Below are 18,342 nucleotides of genomic sequence, written 5' to 3' on the forward strand. Positions count from 1 at the left end.
ATCGCCTCCTAGTTAGCCTTATAGCTTCTTAGCATTCTCGATAGCTTCGTCAATTGCACCACAGTACATGAACGCTTGCTCTGGAATGTCATCGTATTCACCAGATAGAAGACCTTGGAAGCCACGTAGAGTCTCTTTAAGAGGTACGTAAACGCCTGGGTCACCTGTAAATACTTCCGCTACGTGGTAAGGCTGAGTTAGGAACTTCTCAATCTTACGAGCACGAGATACAACTTGCTTATCTTCTTCAGATAGCTCGTCCATACCTAGGATAGCAATGATATCTTTCAGCTCTTTATAGCGCTGAAGAGTAGACTGAACGCCACGAGCGATGTCGTAGTGCTCTTGTCCAACTACCAATGGATCCAGTTGACGTGAAGTAGAATCTAGCGGGTCGATCGCTGGGTATAGACCCATAGATGCGATGTTACGGTTAAGTACAACCGTTGCATCCAAGTGAGCGAACGTTGTTGCTGGAGACGGGTCAGTCAAGTCATCTGCTGGTACGTATACCGCCTGTACAGACGTGATAGAACCAGATTTAGTTGACGTGATACGCTCTTGTAGAACACCCATTTCTTCAGCTAGTGTAGGTTGGTAACCTACCGCAGAAGGCATACGACCTAGAAGTGCTGATACTTCAGTACCTGCTAGTGTGTAACGGTAGATGTTATCAACGAACAGTAGAACGTCACGACCTTCGTCACGGAAGCGCTCTGCCATTGTTAGACCAGTCAGTGCAACACGTAGACGGTTACCTGGTGGCTCGTTCATCTGACCGTAAACCATCGCTACTTTTGATTCTTCAGGTTTTTCAACGTTTACAACGCCAGCTTCCTGCATCTCAAAGTAGAAATCGTTACCTTCACGAGTACGCTCACCTACACCTGCAAATACAGATAGGCCTGAGTGTTGAAGTGCGATGTTGTTGATAAGTTCCATCATGTTAACGGTCTTACCTACACCAGCACCACCGAATAGACCGATTTTACCACCCTTAGCGAATGGACAAATCAAGTCGATTACTTTAACACCAGTTTCTAGAAGAGCTGTCTCGTTAGACTGCTCTTCGTAGCTTGGAGCTTCACGGTGAATGGCGTAATGCTCTTCAGCACCAATCTCGCCACACTCATCAATCGCGTCACCTAGGACGTTCATGATACGACCCAATGTCTTAGTACCTACTGGTACTGAGATTGGAGCGCCAGTATTTTCAACTGTCAAACCACGACGTAAACCATCAGAGCTACCCATTACGATTGCGCGAACTACGCCACCGCCAAGTTGTTGCTGAACTTCAAGAACTAGACGTTCTTGTACTTCATTAACATTCAGAGCGTCGTATACACGAGGTACTTCACCCTGTGGGAACTCTACGTCGACTACCGCACCGATGATCTGTACGATCTTACCTGTAGCCATCGTTAATCCTCTAACTATTTAGTTTTACCTAAGCTTAAACCGCAGCTGCGCCTGAAACGATCTCAGAAAGTTCTTGTGTAATCGCCGCTTGACGCGCTTTGTTATACACAAGTTCTAAGTCATCAATAATGTCACCAGCGTTATCTGTTGCTGATTTCATTGCAATCATTCGAGCCGCTTGCTCACAAGCAAGGTTCTCAACCACACCTTGGTACACTTGAGATTCGACATAGCGAACCAATAGTGCATCTAGTAGTGGTTTTGGCTCGGGCTCATAAATGTAGTCCCAAGAATGACTGCGTTTCATTTCTTCGCTGTCTGATTTAGGCAAAGGAAGTAATTGATCGATCGTTGGTTCTTGAACCATAGTGTTTTCAAACTTGTTGAACACTACGAACAGGCGATCTAATTCGCCTTCATCATATTTCTTCAGCATAACGCTTACAGAGCCAATCAAGTCTTCAAGGCTTGGACGATCGCCCAGACCAGAAACTTGAGCTGCTACTTTCGCGCCGCTGTTATTAAAAAATGCTGTCGCTTTTGAACCTACAATTGCAAGTTCAACGTCAGCACCTTTCTCAGACCAATCTTTCATGTCGTTCATGGCTTTCTTGAACAAGTTAATGTTCAAACCACCACAAAGACCACGGTCTGTAGAAACGATGATGTAACCAACACGTTTGGCTTCACGTTCCTCAAGATAAGGATGCTTATACTCGAGGCTACCATTCGCCAAATGACCGATCACTTTACGCATTGTTTCTGCATATGGACGAGTAGCTTCCATTGCGTCTTGAGAACGACGCATTTTTGAAGCTGCTACCATTTCCATTGCTTTCGTAATCTTCTGTGTGCTTTTAACACTACCGATTTTATTACGTATCTCTTTTGCGCCGGCCATCGTTACTCTCCGTTAATGGTATGAGGTGGCCCTAAGACCACCTACCAATTACCAGGTCTGGGTTGCCTTGAAATCGTCAACAAGCTTCTTCAGCTCAGCTTCGATTTCTTTATTGAAAGCACCCGTTGTGTCGATCTGTGTTGCTAGATCGGCATATTGACCACGAGCAAACGACAGTAAAGCAGCTTCAAAGTCTAGAACTTTAGAAAGTTCAACGTCTTGAAGGTATCCACGCTCTGCAGCGAAGATTACTAAAGCTTGGTCAAATACAGACATAGGAGCGTATTGCTTCTGCTTCATCAGTTCTGTAACTTTTTGACCGTGGTCTAGCTGCTTCTTAGTCGCTTCATCAAGATCCGAAGAGAACTGAGCAAATGCTGCAAGTTCACGGTATTGAGCTAGAGCAGTACGGATACCGCCAGATAGCTTCTTGATGATTTTAGTCTGCGCCGAACCACCTACACGAGAAACTGAGATACCTGGGTCAACAGCTGGACGTACGCCCGCGTTGAATAGCTCAGTTTGTAGGAAGATCTGACCATCAGTAATCGAGATTACGTTCGTTGGTACGAATGCAGATACGTCACCAGCTTGCGTTTCGATGATAGGTAGAGCAGTTAAAGAACCAGTCTTGCCTGTCACTTCACCGTTAGTGAATTTTTCTACGTATGCTTCGCTTACACGAGCAGCACGCTCTAGTAGACGAGAGTGAAGGTAGAAAACATCACCTGGGAACGCTTCACGACCTGGTGGACGCTTAAGTAGTAGCGAGATTTGACGGTAAGCTACAGCTTGCTTAGATAGATCATCATAAACAATCAGTGCATCTTCACCGCGATCACGGAAGTATTCGCCCATCGCACAACCAGCATACGGTGCAAGGTATTGCAGCGCTGCAGATTCAGAAGCAGATGCAACAACAACAACAGTGTTTGCTAGTGCGCCGTGCTCTTCTAGTTTGCGAACTACGTTAGCAATAGTCGACGCTTTTTGGCCGATAGCTACGTAGATAGAGAAAATACCAGAATCTTTTTGGTTAATAATCGCATCGATCGCCATTGCTGTTTTACCAGTCTGACGGTCACCGATTACTAGTTCACGTTGACCACGACCGATAGGGATCATTGAGTCAACAGACTTGTAACCAGTTTGAACAGGTTGATCTACCGATTTACGGTCGATTACACCTGGTGCGATAATTTCTACAGGCGAAGTCAATTTAGCTTCGATTGGACCTTTACCATCAATTGGCTCACCTAGCGTGTTTACAACACGACCAAGCATTTCAGGACCTACTGGTACTTCTAGAATACGACCAGTACCTGTAACTTTCATGCCTTCCTGTAGGTCAGCATACGGGCCCATTACAACAGCACCAACCGAATCACGGTTCAAGTTTAGTGCTAGAGCGTAACGGCCACCCGGTAGTTCGATCATTTCACCTTGCATCACGTCCGCTAGGCCGTGGATGCTAAGGATGCCATCGCTTACAGAAACGATAGTACCTTCATTGCGAGCTTCACTAACAACGTCGAAAGATTCAATACGTTGTTTAATTAGATCGCTAATTTCAGTGGAATTAAGTTGCATGCTCCAATCCCCATTAAGACTGCAATGCATCGCTCAGGCGGTCTAAACGACTGCGCGCTGAGTTATCGATGACTAGGTCTCCGGCTCGAATAATAACTCCACTAAGTAGAGTCTCATCTATACTGCAATTCAGCTGAACTTTGCGCGCTAAGCGCTGTTCCAATTTGCTGCTGATCTCTGCGCGTTGTTCTTCAGAAAGTTCTACCGCTGAAGTTACTTCAACGTCGATCTCTTTCTCATACTCTTTTTTGAGTATAAAGAACTCTTTACAAACATCAGGAAAAGCCATTAATCGGCCATTCTCTGCCATCACTTTAATTAAGTTCTGACCGAATTCATCAAATTGTTCGCCACAAATTACAATGAATACTTCAGCTAATTTTTCAGCAGTCATAGAACCGCTTAATAAATTATGAACATCATCATTTTGTGCCACTTCGGCAGCAAAAGTAAGCATCTGACCCCATTGGTCTAGCTCACCTTTATCTACCGCAAAGTCAAACGCTGCTTTAGCATAGGGGCGTGCGATTGTAGTCAAATCAGACATATACAGCCCCTTGCTTTAAAGTTTTGCAGTAATGTTGTTAAGAAGATCATCGTGTACATCTTTATCGATTGTACGCTCAAGGATTTTCTCAGCACCAGCTATAGCCAGAGTTGCGACTTGTTTGCGCAGGTCATCACGGGCACGTGTACGCTCTGCTTCAATTTCTGCTTCAGCTTGCGCTAAGATTTTCTGGCGTTCTGCCTGAGCTTCTTCGCGTGCTTCATCAATAATTTGAGCTTTACGTTTGTTTGCCTGATCAATAACCTCAGTTGCAGTGCGCTTTGCTTCTTTCATTTGCTCAGAAGCGTTGGCTTGTGCCAGGTTCAAGTCTTTAGCAGCGCGTTCAGCGGCTACTAGACCGTCAGCAATTTTTTTCTGACGTTCTTCAATTGCTTGCATGATTGGTGGCCATACATATTTCATGCAGAACCAAACAAACAATGAAAAAGCAATTGCTTGACCTAACAGAGTTGCGTTCATATTCACAACAGCTACCCCTCGTTAAGAATCAACTACAAAAATTTAATTAACTATTGAGAGTTAATTAGCCTGCTAGTTGACCAACAAATGGGTTAGCAAACGTGAATAGTAGTGCGATTACGATACCGATCATTGGAACAGCATCCAGTAGACCAGCGATGATGAACATCTTAACTTGTAGCATTGGAGCCATTTCAGGTTGACGCGCAGCGCCTTCTAGGAATTTACCACCAAGAATAGCAAAACCAATTGCAGTACCTACGGCACAAAGACCAACAATAATAGCAACAGCGATTGCTGAAAAACTTAGTACAGTTTCCATTTACGTTCTCCGATTAACATTAATAGTTAGAATAAAGCTTAAAAATTTTTTTAGTGATCACTATCTTCATGAGCCATTGATAAGTAAACGATTGTCAACATCATGAAAACAAACGCTTGAATCAAAATAACCAAGATATGGAAGATAGCCCAAGGTAGTGCACCTACCCATTGTAAGTACCACGGTAGCATTGCCGCGATAAGAATAAACACCACCTCACCCGCAAACATATTACCAAATAAACGCATACCTAGAGATAGTGGCTTCGCTAATAACGAAATTACCTCAAGTACCAAGTTAAATGGAATCATGATTGGGTGATTAAATGGATGCAGTGCCAATTCTTTAGCAAATCCGCCTAGACCTTTCACTTTGATGCTGTAGTAGATCATCAGAGCAAAAACACCTAAAGCCATTGCCATTGTTATATTTACATCAGCTGTAGGAACCACTTTCAAGTAAGGGATACCTAGCCAATGCTCTGCAGGATATGGTAAGAAATCGATAGGCACTAGGTCCATCAAGTTCATTAAGATAATCCAGCAGAATATAGTCAGTGCTAGTGGGGCAATCAGAGGGTTGCGGCCATGGAAAGTTTCTTTAACGTTGTCACCAACGAATTCCACTACCATTTCAACAAAACACTGAAGCTTACCAGGTACACCTACTGTTGCTTTCTTAGCGACTGAGCGAAAAACCCAAAGGAATAACATCCCTGTCAACACCGAAAAAAACAGACTGTCTATATGTACGTTCCAGAAACTTGTCTCCTCTACAAGACCAAACTTAGCTAAAGAAAGGTTTTGTAAGTGGTGTTCAATGTATCCGGATGCTGTTGGCGCAGCCATAACTCATCCTATTTTTTATTGTTAATGAAAAGCACTGGCGCAAAGATATTAATACCTAGAACCAGTAAATAGGTCAGTTTGAGGGGAACTAATTCCACCTGCATATACATGTAGACAATAGAGAATAGTAAAACTGTGATAAGGATTTTTAGCGCTTCGCCTGCATAGAACGACGCCGCAACTAACTTAGTTGCACGAGCTCCACTAAATAGGAAAGCACACACACAAAAAACTGCATTTGCGATGACAAAAATACCGCCACCGATTAATGCAGCAAAACCCCAATCAGGATTAACAGCTAAACCTAACCCTATCGCCACTAATATAACCGCGCTAAGCTCGATCAATAACATTTGCTTTGCAAGCACTCGTCCTGGTCTTGCTAACGCCGCTACCATGTATTCGTTCCTCTTTTAAGCCTTCTTTACTACTCGCTTAAAAGCGTGCTGAGAAATTGGCGAAAATTATACGTTCAGCCAAATTGATTGCAATAACAACGCAGCAATCATTTACATTTTTGCATACAAACCGACAACTTTTGTACGAAATTACTTGTTTATTACATAATTGACCTAAATCAATTATCTCATTTAGTACTCTAGTTTAGCAATAAGTTGCTCTAATTTGTGAGGCTCATCAAGAGTAATCGTCACTTTTGACTTACCACTAACAGAACGAGTAACTGAAACGTTTGCTTGCAATTTTTCCGTGAGTCTTCGTGAAAGTTCGATAGCTTCTGTGTCTTCAGGCTTCGATTCAGCTTCAACGTCTGGTTTTAAACACTTTTTGACAAGTTGCTCAGTTTGACGCACGGTCATTTTTTTGGTTGCCGCAGTATTTGCAGCTTCAACCTGGGTATCACCTTCAAGCGCAAGCAATGCTCGAGCATGCCCCATTTCCAGTTGTTTATTGGAAACTAAACCTTTTACTTCATTTTCTAATTGATTTAGACGTAATAAGTTACTCACCGTCGCTCTCGATTTACCAATCACTTCAGCGATTTGTTGGTGTGTCAGTTCAAATTCATTCTGTAAGCGCTCTAGCGCTTGTGCTTCTTCGATAACATTCAGGTCTTCACGCTGAATATTTTCAATCAATGCCATCGCGATCGCAGCTTTGTCTTCGACTCTCTTGATAAGACATGGCACTTGTTTAAGGCCAGCTTGGCGAGCTGCTCTCCAACGACGTTCACCAGCAATAATCTCGAACTGGTCGTGCGCCAATGGGCGAACTACGATCGGTTGGATAATGCCTTGCGATTGAATTGATGCAGCCAGCTCTTCTAGCGCTTCAGGCGCAATATCCTTACGCGGTTGATATACACCAGGCTTCAAGCAACCAACAGCCAGTTCGATAAGCTCACCATCAGCCGACAACGCCTGACTATGAGAAGCAACTTGCTGTTTTTCACGAGCCAATGAGCTAGTTGCAAGCAATGCATCTAGCCCTTTTCCTAAACCACGCTTAGACATTGAGCGAATTCCTTTGATTGGACCTATACTGGGACTTCTTCACGACGCAACATTTCGCCTGCAAGAGCAAGATAAGCCTTAGCTCCTGCGGAATATTTGTCGTAGTACATTGCTGGCTTGCCGTGACTTGGGGCTTCTGCCAGACGCACATTTCTAGGGATCACAGTTCGGTAGACTTTGCTACCAAAGTGTTTTTTGAGTTGATCAGATACTTCGTTCGATAAGCGGTTGCGAGGATCGTACATAGTACGCAGAAGACCTTCGATCTTCAGGTTCTCGTTTACAACAGCCGCTAGCTTACTGATGGTATCCATCAATGCAGTCAAACCTTCCAAAGCAAAGTATTCACATTGCATAGGAACCAATACGGAGTCGGCCGCAGCCATCGCGTTGATTGTAAGAAGGTTTAATGATGGTGGGCAATCAATAAAGATGAAATCATAGTTATTGCGAATGGATTCGAGTGCATTTTTTAAACGAACTTCACGAGCAAACACTTCCATCAGCTTGATTTCTGCCGCAGTAACATCACCGTTAGCGGCGATGAGGTCATAATTGCCAGATGTACTCCGGCAAACTACCTCATCAAATGGGGTGTCTTCAACCAACAAATCGTAAGCAGTTGCTTCAACTTGATACTTGTCGACACCGCTCGCCATAGTGGCATTACCTTGAGGATCGAGGTCAACAACCAATATCTTGCGTTTTGTTGCCGCCATTGATGCTGCTAAATTAATGCAAGTTGTTGTTTTTCCTACGCCGCCCTTTTGGTTGGCAATTGCTACGATTCTACCCACTATGGCCTCGCTGATTATCCCTGACGCGATAAAGTAACTAGATGACGCTCTCCATCAAGCTCTGGCACTTGCAAAGCTTTAATGTCTGTCACTGAACACCATTCAGGTAACAGGTCGATTTCGTCTCTAGGATGTTGTCCCTTAAGAGCCAAAAATACACCGGATTGCTCTTTAGGTAAATGGTGACACCACTCTACCATGTCTGTCATTGACGCAAATGCACGACTGAGCACTGCATCAAACTTTTCTTCTGGTTGAAATTCTTCAACGCGACTTTGAACCGGTACCACGTTGTCGATACCCAGCTCATGAATCACCTGTTTGATAAAACGAATACGCTTACCTAAGCTGTCTAGCAAGTAAAACTCGCAGTCTGGATTCATGATTGAGAGCGGAATCCCAGGAAGACCAGGCCCCGTGCCAACATCGATAAAGCGCTTACCTTGTAAGTGAGTGCTAACAATGATGCTATCTAAGATATGTTTCACCATCATTTCTTGCGGGTCACGAACTGACGTTAGGTTATAAGCTTTGTTCCACTTATTCAGTAACTCAACGTAGCCAACTAACTGGCCACGTTGCTTTTCAGATACTTCAAGTTCAGTCTGGCCAATCAGGTGATCCAGTTTTTCGCGTAATGCGCTCATTATGCTTCCTCACCTTTTTTCAACAGGCCGTGTTTTTTCAAGTAAACCAATAGAATTGAGATTGCTGCAGGTGTGATACCTGAAATTCGCGAAGCAATACCAATTGAGTCAGGCTTAGCTATCGTCAGTTTAAGAACCACTTCGTTAGAAAGTCCTTTTACCTTGCTGTAATCGATATCAGCAGGCAGTTTGGTGTTTTCATGACGCAGTGATTTTTCAATTTCGTCTTGTTGGCGCTGAATGTAACCATCGTACTTCACTTGGATCTCAACTTGCTCAGATGCTTGTTGATCTTCCAGTGCAGGACCAAAACGATCCAATGCAGTTAACTGTGAATAAGTCATTTCAGGACGACGAAGAAGATCTTCACCGCTCGCTTCACGAGACATTGGTGTTTTAAGAATTTGGTTCAGTTGATCAATATCTTCAGATTTTGGGTTAATCCAAGTCTCTTTCAGACGTTGACGCTCTTTCTCCATGTTTTCCATCTTCTCGTTGAAACGAGCCCAACGAGCATCGTCGACTAGGCCAAGTTCACGCGACTTTTCAGTCAAGCGGATATCGGCATTGTCTTCACGAAGCAGCAAACGGTATTCCGCACGAGACGTAAACATGCGGTAAGGTTCTTTGGTACCCATGGTAGATAGGTCGTCAATAAGCACACCCATGTAAGCTTGGTCACGACGCGGACTCCAGCCTTCTTTGCCTTGAGTAAACAAACTTGCATTCAGACCCGCCATCAAGCCTTGTGCAGCCGCTTCTTCGTAGCCAGTGGTACCGTTGATTTGACCCGCAAAGAATAGACCTTTAATAAACTTAGTTTCGTAAGTCAGCTTAAGGTCGCGAGGATCAAAGAAATCGTACTCAATCGCATAGCCAGGGCGAACGATATGAGCATTTTCAAAGCCCTTCATCGAACGAACAATTTGAACCTGTACATCAAACGGTAGACTGGTAGATATACCATTCGGGTATAGCTCATGAGTCGTGAGACCTTCAGGCTCAATAAAAATTTGGTGACTGTTCTTGTCTGCAAAACGCATTACTTTGTCTTCAATCGAAGGACAGTAACGAGGGCCAATGCCTTCAATCACACCCGCGTACATAGGGCTGCGATCAAGGTTGGCACGAATTACGTCATGCGTATTTTCATTGGTATGCGTGATGTAACATGGAATTTGACGAGGTTGTTGAGCTCGGCTGCCCATGAACGAGAAAACAGGCGTCGGGTTATCACCGTGTTGAACCTCAAGCTCAGAAAAATCAACGCTACGTGCATCGATACGAGGAGGTGTACCTGTTTTCAGGCGATCAACTCGGAATGGAAGATCACGAAGACGGTCAGCCAGTGCGATCGATGGTGGATCGCCAGCACGGCCACCTGAAGAACTTTCCATACCAATATGGATCTTACCGCCTAGGAATGTGCCCACAGTCAGAACCACAGCGCTTGCGCGGAACTTAAGGCCCATCTGTGTTACCACACCCACCACTTGATCCTGTTCAACGATCAAGTCATCAACCGACTGTTGGAACAAAGTCAGGTTTGGCGTGTTTTCAAGAACGTTGCGAACAAAGGCTTTGTACAGTGCGCGGTCAGCTTGTGCTCGAGTAGCACGAACCGCAGGGCCTTTTGATGCGTTCAATGTTCTGAACTGAATACCTGCATGATCAATAGCTTGCGCCATTAATCCACCCATTGCATCGACCTCTTTTACCAAGTGGCCCTTACCGATCCCGCCAATGGCTGGGTTACAAGACATTTGTCCTAGCGTATCGATATTATGAGTAAGTAATAACGTACTTTGGCCAGTACGTGCAGATGCGAGTGCGGCTTCCGTTCCTGCATGGCCACCACCAACAACGATGACGTCAAATTTTTCGTGATAAAGCATGAACCGACCTCAGGTATTCAAACGTTTTCTAGATTGATAAAAAGGAGCGATATTCTACCTGTTTTCATAGCCTGAGAAAACGTTTTTGGGATTTTTCGAAAAAGCTGTTTTTAATTAATATAGATAAGATCTTTAAGGAGATCTTTTATTAGATCTATTATTAGGATCGAGGGTGTCTGTGGATAAGTCGAAAATGATCAACGAGATCATGGATCTTTTTTGGATCAAATGATGTGATCTAACTTTGATCAGGATGAGGATTAGCTGGGATCAAAATGGCTACTTATTCACAGGTGGAAATTAGCCTAAAACTTGTTATTTGGATAACTATAGGTTAATCACCGTATATGTATGATCTTATCCACAGCAGAAATTGAAAATAGATCGCTAATTTTCGATGTTTTTGAAAAAAAGTTATTCACAATCTCGGTGTTCAGAGACAAAAAAAGCGGCATAAGCCGCTTTTTGAGAGAGGAGAGAGGTTAAAACTGGTCGCTATGATCGTTAAACCAAGCTTCTGCTGCGTCTTCTGGTACCGGAGTTTCCAATACATCGATGGTAAAACAGTCAGAAATAGGCTGAGCACCGAGCTCTTTCATCTGGCTGTGGACTGATTTTCCCGCCAAACAGAAGGTATCGTAACTCGAATCACCAAGCGCCACGACAGCAAAGCGAACCTGGCTTAAATCTGGAGATTGCTGGGTCAATGCGTCGATAAACGGCTTAATATTATCTGGAAATTCACCCGCACCATGAGTTGAAGTCACCAGCAACCAAAAGCCTTGTTGGGGAATATCATCGAATTCAGGCTGATTATGAAGGGTGATCTCGTGGCCTTGCTCTTCAAGAAGATCATTAAGGTGATCGCCAACGTACTCTGCACCACCTAAGGTGCTGCCTGTAATAATGTGGATCATTAAGCTGTCCTTACTAAAGAAAAAGGCCAGCATGAGCCGGCCTTTAAAGGTTATTTACCAATACAGAAAGAGGTGAAGATACGGCCGAGTAGGTCATCGGAACTGAACTCACCAGTAATCTCGTTAAGGTGTTGCTGCGTTATACGCAGTTCTTCTGCCAAAATTTCCCCTGCCATATAGCCTTCGAGCTGTTGCTGACCAATATCTAAGTGCTCAGATGCGCGTTCTAGGGCATCTAAGTGGCGACGACGTGCCATGAAGCCACCTTCATTACCACCAGCAAAGCCCATGCAATCTTTTAAATGATTACGCAGCGCATCAACGCCTTGTCCCGTCTTTGCTGATAGTCGAATCAGAGTTGGATCATTAACATGGCAAATCCCGAGATTTTCACCGGTTTGATCGGCTTTGTTACGAATCACGGTCATTCCGATGTTATTCGGCAGACGATCAACGAAATCTGGCCAGATATCTTTCGGGTCGGTTGCATCGGTAGTGGTGCCATCGACCATAAATAAAACGCGATCGGCTTGAGCAATTTCTTCCCAAGCGCGTTCAATACCGATTTTTTCGACTTCATCCGAGGCTTCACGCAGGCCTGCGGTATCAATAATGTGCAATGGCATACCATCAATATGGATATGTTCACGCAGTACATCACGCGTGGTACCAGCAATATCAGTCACAATCGCGGAGTCTTTACCCGATAATGCATTCAGTAAGCTCGACTTACCGGCATTAGGACGACCTGCAATCACCACCTTCATGCCTTCACGCATGATGGCACCTTGATTGGCTTCTTGGCGAACCGCTTCGAGGTTGTCGATGATAGCTTGTAAGTCAGCACTTACTTTACCGTCAGCAAGGAAATCAATCTCTTCTTCTGGGAAGTCGATAGCGGCTTCAACATAGATGCGTAAGTGAATCAGAGAGTCCACCAGCGTATTAATGCGTTTTGAAAACTCACCTTGCAACGATTGCAGAGCTGATTTCGCCGCTTCTTCTGAACTGGCATCAATGAGGTCAGCAATTGCTTCTGCTTGGGTTAAATCCATCTTGTCGTTCAAGAAGGCACGCTCCGAGAACTCACCTGGGCGAGCTGCGCGTAGCCCTGGAATCGCGAGGATGCGCTTGATGAGCATATCCATTACCACAGGACCACCGTGGCCTTGTAGCTCTAATACGTCTTCACCGGTAAACGAGTGCGGGTTAGGAAAGTAAAGCGCGATACCTTGGTCTAGCTCTAAACCATCGTGAGATTTAAAAGGGGTGTACTCAGCGTAACGTGGTTTCAGTACTTTGCCGGTAACTTCAAGCGCAACTTGGGCTGCTTGTGGGCCTGAAACGCGAATAATACCGACGCCGCCACGGCCGGGTGCAGTCGCTTGAGCAACAATCGTATCTGTAGTCATAGTTGTGCCTGCTAGCATGTGAAAGCCAAAAAGGGGCGCTCACGATTAATCAATTAGCTGAATTGTAATCAGCTAAAAACAAAAAGGCGACCTTTTGGTCGCCTTTCTTTATCTCTTTCGATTATCGAGCTTACTTAGAATGTAAGCCTTTCTTTTCCAGCGCGCGGTAGATAAGCGTTTGCTGAATCAGAGTTACGATGTTCGATACTAGCCAGTATAGAACCAGACCTGAAGGGAAGAACAGGAAGAAGAATGTGAACATAACCGGCATAAAGGTCATGATCTTCTGCTGCATTGGATCCGTTACAGTTGTCGGGCTCATCTTCTGGATTAGGAACATTGAAGCACCCATCAGAAGTGGCAAGATGTAGTATGGGTCTTGTGCTGAAAGGTCAGTAATCCAACCGAAGAACGGTGAGTGACGCAGTTCAACAGACTCCATTAGTGCCCAGTATAGCGAAATGAAGATAGGCATTTGCAGAAGGATAGGTAAACAGCCACCTAGTGGGTTTACTTTCTCTTTCTTGTAAAGCTCCATCATTTCTTGGCTCATGCGTTGGCGGTCGTCGCCAATACGCTCACGCATTGCAGTCAGCTTAGGCTGAAGCATACGCATTTTCGCCATAGACGTGTACTGAGCTTTCGTTAGTGGGTACATAGCACCACGAACGATGAAAGTTAGACAGATGATTGCCAGACCCCAGTTCACAACGATGCCTTGAATGAACGAAAGCAGAGTATGAAGTGGTTTAGCAATGAACCATAACCAACCGTAGTCAACTACTAGGTCTAGGTTTGGTGCAACAGCAGCCATTTGGTCTTGAAGTTTAGGACCAACCCAAAGCGTTGCTTTGAAGTTTGCTTCGTCGCCAGTAGCGATGGTTTTGTTCGGCATGCGAACACCGATGTCGCCAAGGTTACCAATTACACGAGTGTAAAGGTTGCTGCCTGCTTCGTCGCGTGGGATCCATGCACTTGCAAAGTAGTGCTGAATCATCGCTGCCCAACCTTGACCGTTTGCTAGGTTAAGAGACAGGTTGCGATCTTGCATGTCGTCGAAGCTGTATTTTTTGTAACGCGTATCTTCCGTAGAGTAAGCACCACCACGGTAAGTTGGCATTGTTAGACTACCGCCGTCATCCATTACGTTCTGACGTAGGTGAGCGTACATGCCGAATGTCGCGTTGTTACCAGAGTTGTTGACTACATCGTATTCAACATCCATTGCGTAGCTGCCGCGCTTAAGGATGAATGTTTTCGTGTAATCAAGGCCGTTCGCTTGGTAAGTCATCGGGATGCGTAGTTCATCCTGACCATCAGCAAGCGTGAAGCTGTCTGCTGAAACTGTGTAGCTTGGGCGGTTTGTGCTGCTTAAATCGATACCTTGAGGACCCACTAGACCGCTTTGTGCGATAAATTGGTGACCTGGTTCGTTTTTAAGAAGAACAAACGTATCTTCAGAATCGAACTCAGCAGAGTAATCGTTTAGGTTTGCTTTAACGACATCACCACCAACCGTATCAATTGACAGAGTCAGTACATCAGTTGTTACTGTGATAGTTTTAGCAGAAGAAGCAACTTGACCAGGAGCCGGGTCTAGATCATCTGCATAAGATGGCGCTGGTAGGGTGCTGCCAGATTGTGCCTGCTCAACCGCTTGTGGTGCTGGATTCTGAGCTACGTTCCATTGTTGGAAAAGTAGGAAAGAAACCAAAGCCAATGCGATTAACAGGATATTACGTTGAGAATCCATCGTTATTTATCTCTGTCTTGTTTTTGGACTGGTGGAACGGGGTCAAAGCCCCCTTCGTTCAAAGGATGGCATTTTAATAGACGTTTGCCTGATAACCAACACCCTTTTACAAAACCGTGAGCTTTCAACGCTTCTATCGCATATAAAGAGCAGGTTGGAGTAAATCGGCAGCGTGGGCCGATGAGTGGACTAATAAACCATCTATAAAAATAGATGGGTATTAGCGCTATCCACGCGAAGGGCGAGACAGGCGAAGCCATAATTTGTCGAGTAGCTTGAACATTTCTTCATTGCTTAAATCTTGCGCGCTCTTCTTTGCGATTACAACAAAATCTTTGTTAGGAAGTTTGTGTTGAGTGTTACGAAAGCTTTCACGAGTAAGACGCTTGAATCGGTTACGACCCACGGCGGTTTTAATCTGCTTTTTCGGAACGGCTAATCCAAGGCGAGGATTTGAAAGAGAGTTATTTCGGGCAATGATGGTGAAATGAGGGGAGCCAGCTCGATGAGCTTGCTTGAAGACATTTTGATAATGTTCGGGAGTTAACAAGCGTAACTCCCGACCGAAGGCTAGCTTATTCAAAATAATCAAAGATTACTTAGAAAGACGCTTACGGCCTTTTGCACGACGTGCATTGATTGTTGCGCGACCGTTCTTAGTAGCCATGCGAGCACGGAAACCGTGAGTACGCTTACGCTTTAGAACTGTAGGTTGAAAAGTGCGTTTCATTGTAATTACCTTACTGATCAGTAGTTTTAGGTTTTTGTTAAACCCGGCGTGGGCATTTTTTCTCTTCTTTATATAAGAAAGGAAAACCGACGCCTCTCAACAAAGAGGCGGAATTGTAATCACTGTCACAAAAAGTGTCAATGATTGGGTTAACTAAAATTCCGGTCGGGGGATTATACGTAGAATAACTAAAATCACAAGGATCCTTAGTCGATCCCAACCTTATTTAAGAATTTTTTTAAATTAGGATCCTGTGGATTACCAAAAATATCCTGTGGAGATCCCTGCTCGACAATATGGCCGTCAGCCATGAAGATCACTCGGTCTGCGACCTCTCTAGCGAACTGCATTTCATGGGTAACCACCAACATGGTTTGATGCTGATTTGCCAGTTTTTTCATTAGGTTAAGCACTTCTCCAACCCACTCAGGATCTAGCGCTGAAGTCGGCTCATCAAACAGTAAAAGCTCGGGTTGTAGTGCCATTGCACGGCCAATACCCACCCGTTGTTGCTGGCCACCAGAGAGCGCGGCTGGGTAGCTATCACCTTTGTCACCTAAGCCAATATCATCAAGTATTTGTTGTGCTTTTTCATGGGCTTGCTGTTTTTTCCAACCACGAACGGTAATTAAACCTTCAGCAATATTCTGTCTCGCGGTTTGGTGAGCGAACAGTGCATAGTTTTGGAACACAAAACCGGTTTTACGACGCAGTGCAAGCACCTCTGCCTTAGTGTGTTTCTGAGTATCAACCTTGATATCATCAATCGAAATTGTGCCTTGATCGGCTTGCTCTAGAAAATTCACACAACGCAGTAGGGTAGACTTACCCGTACCACTTGAACCTATGATGACAATTATCTCACCTTGTTTGATTTCTAGGTCGATCCCTTTCAAAACTTCGGTGTCACCAAACTGCTTGTGGATATTTTGTAATTTGATCATCGTACATACGCCTTATTCAGTTTCACTTCGGCCCAAATTTGAATACGAGTGAGGATAACCACCACGCCCCAGTAAATCAGCGCTACCGCTAAGAAAGCCTCGAAGAAGCGGAAACTTGAAGAAGCCTCCATCTGAGCTTTAGCCATGATTTCGGCGACACCTAAGGTGAAAGCAAGTGAAGTCGATTTGATCATGTCGATGAAGTAGTTCATCAATGACGGCAGTGCCACGCGAGTTGCTTGCGGCAAGATCACTCGGCGCATCGCTTGGCTGGTTGTCATACCGACCGAAAGGCTGGCTTCCATCTGGCTGCGGTCAATACCGATAATCGCGGCACGAATACTTTCTGCCATATACGCGGCAAAGTGCAGGGTTAAGCCAATCACAGCGGCGCTGAAGGCATCCAACCCAACCATCCACGGGAAGACTTGCGGTAAGCCGTAATAAAGGAGGAACAGCTGCACCAACAGTGGGGTGCCTCGGAAGAAGCTAATGTACAGCTGGCTCAGTTGGTCGAGTACTGGGATTTTGAATACACGAATATTCGCCAGTATCAGAGACAGAATCAGAGCAAAGAACAAGCCCCAAGTCGCCATCTCCATCGTGGTGCCTAAATACTTCAGTAGTATCGGCAACAGCTCTAGCATGTAATTAAAGTCAAATCCCATAATCTATCTCGTATTTTTATTGGCAGTGTTGTTCTATATGTAAGTACTGTTCTATCAGGTTTTTTAATCAGTGCACAAAAGCAAAAAGCCCACCGCTGTATAAAGCAGTGGGCCTTGAATGGAGAAAGTGAGTAATTACTTCTGAGTAATGTCCGCACCAAACCACTTCTGAGAGATACTTTCTAGCGTACCATCTGCGCGCATTGCTGCTAATGCTTCATTTACTTCTGCTTGCAGTTTTTTGCCGTTATCGTTGTCGACGAAAGGCCAAGCGTTTTCAATTGTTTCGAATGGCTGGCCCGCCAGTTGTAATGGTAGACCAGTCTTCTTGATAAGCTCTAGTGCTGATAGGCGATCCATTACGAATGCATCCGCACGGCCTAGTGCCACATCATGTTCAATGCCCGTATCATAGGTTTTTACATTGATCTTGCCATCTTTGTCGTAGCTGCGAAGCAGTTGTTCAAAATTTGAGCCTAGGTTTACCGCAACTGTCTTGCCATCAAGGTCTTCGATACCTTTAATGCTGTCATTACCTTTACGAACGGTAATTTGTGCGCCGTCTACTACGTATGGGTCTGCGAATAGGTATTTCGCTTTACGTGCATCCGTCATTGTAATTTGGTTTGAAATGGTATCGATGCGACCCGTTTCAAGAAGACCAAACAGACCAGAGAAGTTTGCCGTTACGTATTCAACCTTGTAATCGTTACGCTTACCGATCTCATCCCATAAATCCACTTCAAAACCCTGTAGTTGGTCTTGTTTAACGAACGTAAACGGGAAATAGCGACCAGACATGCCGACTTTAACTTCAGTCGCAGCTTGAACAGTAGCAGCAGAGAGTGCGATAGCCGCAATTGCAGCCTTAATCCAGTTATTCATTTGGTAACTCCTTATATTTATGGGTTTGGATGTTACTGGGAAAATGCTCACTAGAATAAATAACCAGATGTTATTAACCATAACCAGATTGAATTCCCAATTTGGGGATAAC

At 44.6% G+C, this 18,342-nt stretch carries 21 protein-coding genes; all 21 read right to left on the reverse strand.

What is annotated here, in order from left to right:
• Window positions 1–18: 18 nt before the first annotated feature.
• Window positions 19–1,422, reverse strand: coding sequence for a F0F1 ATP synthase subunit beta (atpD, locus tag A142_RS23130; RefSeq protein ID WP_019825544.1), 1,404 nt, complete (start codon window positions 1,420–1,422; stop codon window positions 19–21).
• A 34-nt stretch (window positions 1,423–1,456) separates the two neighbouring features.
• Entirely contained in the window at window positions 1,457–2,323 is an 867-nt protein-coding gene (gene atpG, locus A142_RS23135) for a F0F1 ATP synthase subunit gamma (RefSeq protein WP_016794171.1), read from the reverse strand.
• A gap of 48 nt (window positions 2,324–2,371) precedes the next feature.
• On the reverse strand, window positions 2,372–3,913 hold the full coding sequence (atpA, locus tag A142_RS23140; protein ID WP_010433235.1) for a F0F1 ATP synthase subunit alpha: 1,542 nt from the start codon (window positions 3,911–3,913) through the stop codon (window positions 2,372–2,374).
• A 13-nt stretch (window positions 3,914–3,926) separates the two neighbouring features.
• The gene (gene atpH / locus A142_RS23145) at window positions 3,927–4,460 is read right to left on the reverse strand and encodes a F0F1 ATP synthase subunit delta (protein WP_009848122.1); all 534 of its coding nucleotides are present in this window, start codon (window positions 4,458–4,460) and stop codon (window positions 3,927–3,929) included.
• A 15-nt stretch (window positions 4,461–4,475) separates the two neighbouring features.
• A complete protein-coding gene (atpF, locus tag A142_RS23150) occupies window positions 4,476–4,946 on the reverse strand; it encodes a F0F1 ATP synthase subunit B (RefSeq protein WP_010433231.1) in 471 nt (156 codons plus the stop codon).
• Window positions 4,947–5,004: 58 nt separating this feature from the next.
• Window positions 5,005–5,262, reverse strand: a complete 258-nt coding sequence (gene atpE / locus A142_RS23155) for a F0F1 ATP synthase subunit C (protein ID WP_004411110.1) — start codon at window positions 5,260–5,262, stop codon at window positions 5,005–5,007.
• 50 nt (window positions 5,263–5,312) lie between these two features.
• Window positions 5,313–6,110 (reverse strand): F0F1 ATP synthase subunit A, encoded by a 798-nt coding sequence (gene atpB, locus A142_RS23160; protein WP_017632650.1) that lies wholly within the window; start codon window positions 6,108–6,110, stop codon window positions 5,313–5,315.
• Window positions 6,111–6,118: 8 nt separating this feature from the next.
• Window positions 6,119–6,508: a F0F1 ATP synthase subunit I gene (locus tag A142_RS23165; RefSeq protein WP_017058798.1), complete on the reverse strand. Its 390-nt coding sequence runs from the start codon at window positions 6,506–6,508 to the stop codon at window positions 6,119–6,121.
• Window positions 6,509–6,700: 192 nt separating this feature from the next.
• Window positions 6,701–7,582, reverse strand: a complete 882-nt coding sequence (locus A142_RS23170; RefSeq protein ID WP_019825553.1) for a ParB/RepB/Spo0J family partition protein — start codon at window positions 7,580–7,582, stop codon at window positions 6,701–6,703.
• 23 nt (window positions 7,583–7,605) lie between these two features.
• Window positions 7,606–8,379, reverse strand: coding sequence for a ParA family protein (locus tag A142_RS23175; protein WP_019825554.1), 774 nt, complete (start codon window positions 8,377–8,379; stop codon window positions 7,606–7,608).
• Window positions 8,380–8,393: 14 nt separating this feature from the next.
• Entirely contained in the window at window positions 8,394–9,026 is a 633-nt protein-coding gene (gene rsmG, locus A142_RS23180; RefSeq protein ID WP_017058801.1) for a 16S rRNA (guanine(527)-N(7))-methyltransferase RsmG, read from the reverse strand.
• The gene (gene mnmG, locus A142_RS23185) at window positions 9,026–10,921 is read right to left on the reverse strand and encodes a tRNA uridine-5-carboxymethylaminomethyl(34) synthesis enzyme MnmG (RefSeq protein WP_019825557.1); all 1,896 of its coding nucleotides are present in this window, start codon (window positions 10,919–10,921) and stop codon (window positions 9,026–9,028) included. Before mnmG ends, rsmG begins: the two co-directional genes overlap by 1 nt.
• Before the next feature lie 482 nt (window positions 10,922–11,403).
• Window positions 11,404–11,838, reverse strand: a complete 435-nt coding sequence (gene mioC / locus A142_RS23190; RefSeq protein WP_029405666.1) for an FMN-binding protein MioC — start codon at window positions 11,836–11,838, stop codon at window positions 11,404–11,406.
• Between the two features lie 50 nt (window positions 11,839–11,888).
• Window positions 11,889–13,250 carry a tRNA uridine-5-carboxymethylaminomethyl(34) synthesis GTPase MnmE gene (gene mnmE, locus A142_RS23195; protein ID WP_029405667.1) on the reverse strand — a complete coding sequence of 454 codons (1,362 nt, stop codon included), beginning with the start codon at window positions 13,248–13,250 and terminating at the stop codon, window positions 11,889–11,891.
• A gap of 130 nt (window positions 13,251–13,380) precedes the next feature.
• On the reverse strand, window positions 13,381–15,003 hold the full coding sequence (gene yidC / locus A142_RS23200) for a membrane protein insertase YidC (RefSeq protein ID WP_017058806.1): 1,623 nt from the start codon (window positions 15,001–15,003) through the stop codon (window positions 13,381–13,383).
• Window positions 15,004–15,005: 2 nt separating this feature from the next.
• Window positions 15,006–15,263: a membrane protein insertion efficiency factor YidD gene (yidD, locus tag A142_RS24615; protein WP_004735802.1), complete on the reverse strand. Its 258-nt coding sequence runs from the start codon at window positions 15,261–15,263 to the stop codon at window positions 15,006–15,008.
• Window positions 15,230–15,553, reverse strand: a complete 324-nt coding sequence (gene rnpA, locus A142_RS23205; RefSeq protein ID WP_017055478.1) for a ribonuclease P protein component — start codon at window positions 15,551–15,553, stop codon at window positions 15,230–15,232. The genes yidD and rnpA overlap by 34 nt, the downstream gene beginning before the upstream one ends.
• A 45-nt stretch (window positions 15,554–15,598) precedes the next feature.
• Window positions 15,599–15,733 (reverse strand): 50S ribosomal protein L34, encoded by a 135-nt coding sequence (gene rpmH, locus A142_RS23210; RefSeq protein WP_004735800.1) that lies wholly within the window; start codon window positions 15,731–15,733, stop codon window positions 15,599–15,601.
• Between the two features lie 206 nt (window positions 15,734–15,939).
• The gene (locus A142_RS23215; protein ID WP_019825565.1) at window positions 15,940–16,677 is read right to left on the reverse strand and encodes an amino acid ABC transporter ATP-binding protein; all 738 of its coding nucleotides are present in this window, start codon (window positions 16,675–16,677) and stop codon (window positions 15,940–15,942) included.
• Window positions 16,674–17,345, reverse strand: coding sequence for an amino acid ABC transporter permease (locus A142_RS23220; protein ID WP_009848134.1), 672 nt, complete (start codon window positions 17,343–17,345; stop codon window positions 16,674–16,676). The genes A142_RS23215 and A142_RS23220 overlap by 4 nt, the downstream gene beginning before the upstream one ends.
• Window positions 17,346–17,480: 135 nt before the next feature.
• Window positions 17,481–18,230 (reverse strand): amino acid ABC transporter substrate-binding protein, encoded by a 750-nt coding sequence (locus tag A142_RS23225; protein ID WP_009848135.1) that lies wholly within the window; start codon window positions 18,228–18,230, stop codon window positions 17,481–17,483.
• Window positions 18,231–18,342 lie beyond the last annotated feature (112 nt).

The organism is Vibrio splendidus 12E03 (assembly GCF_000272105.2).
GTDB lineage: Bacteria > Pseudomonadota > Gammaproteobacteria > Enterobacterales > Vibrionaceae > Vibrio > Vibrio splendidus_I.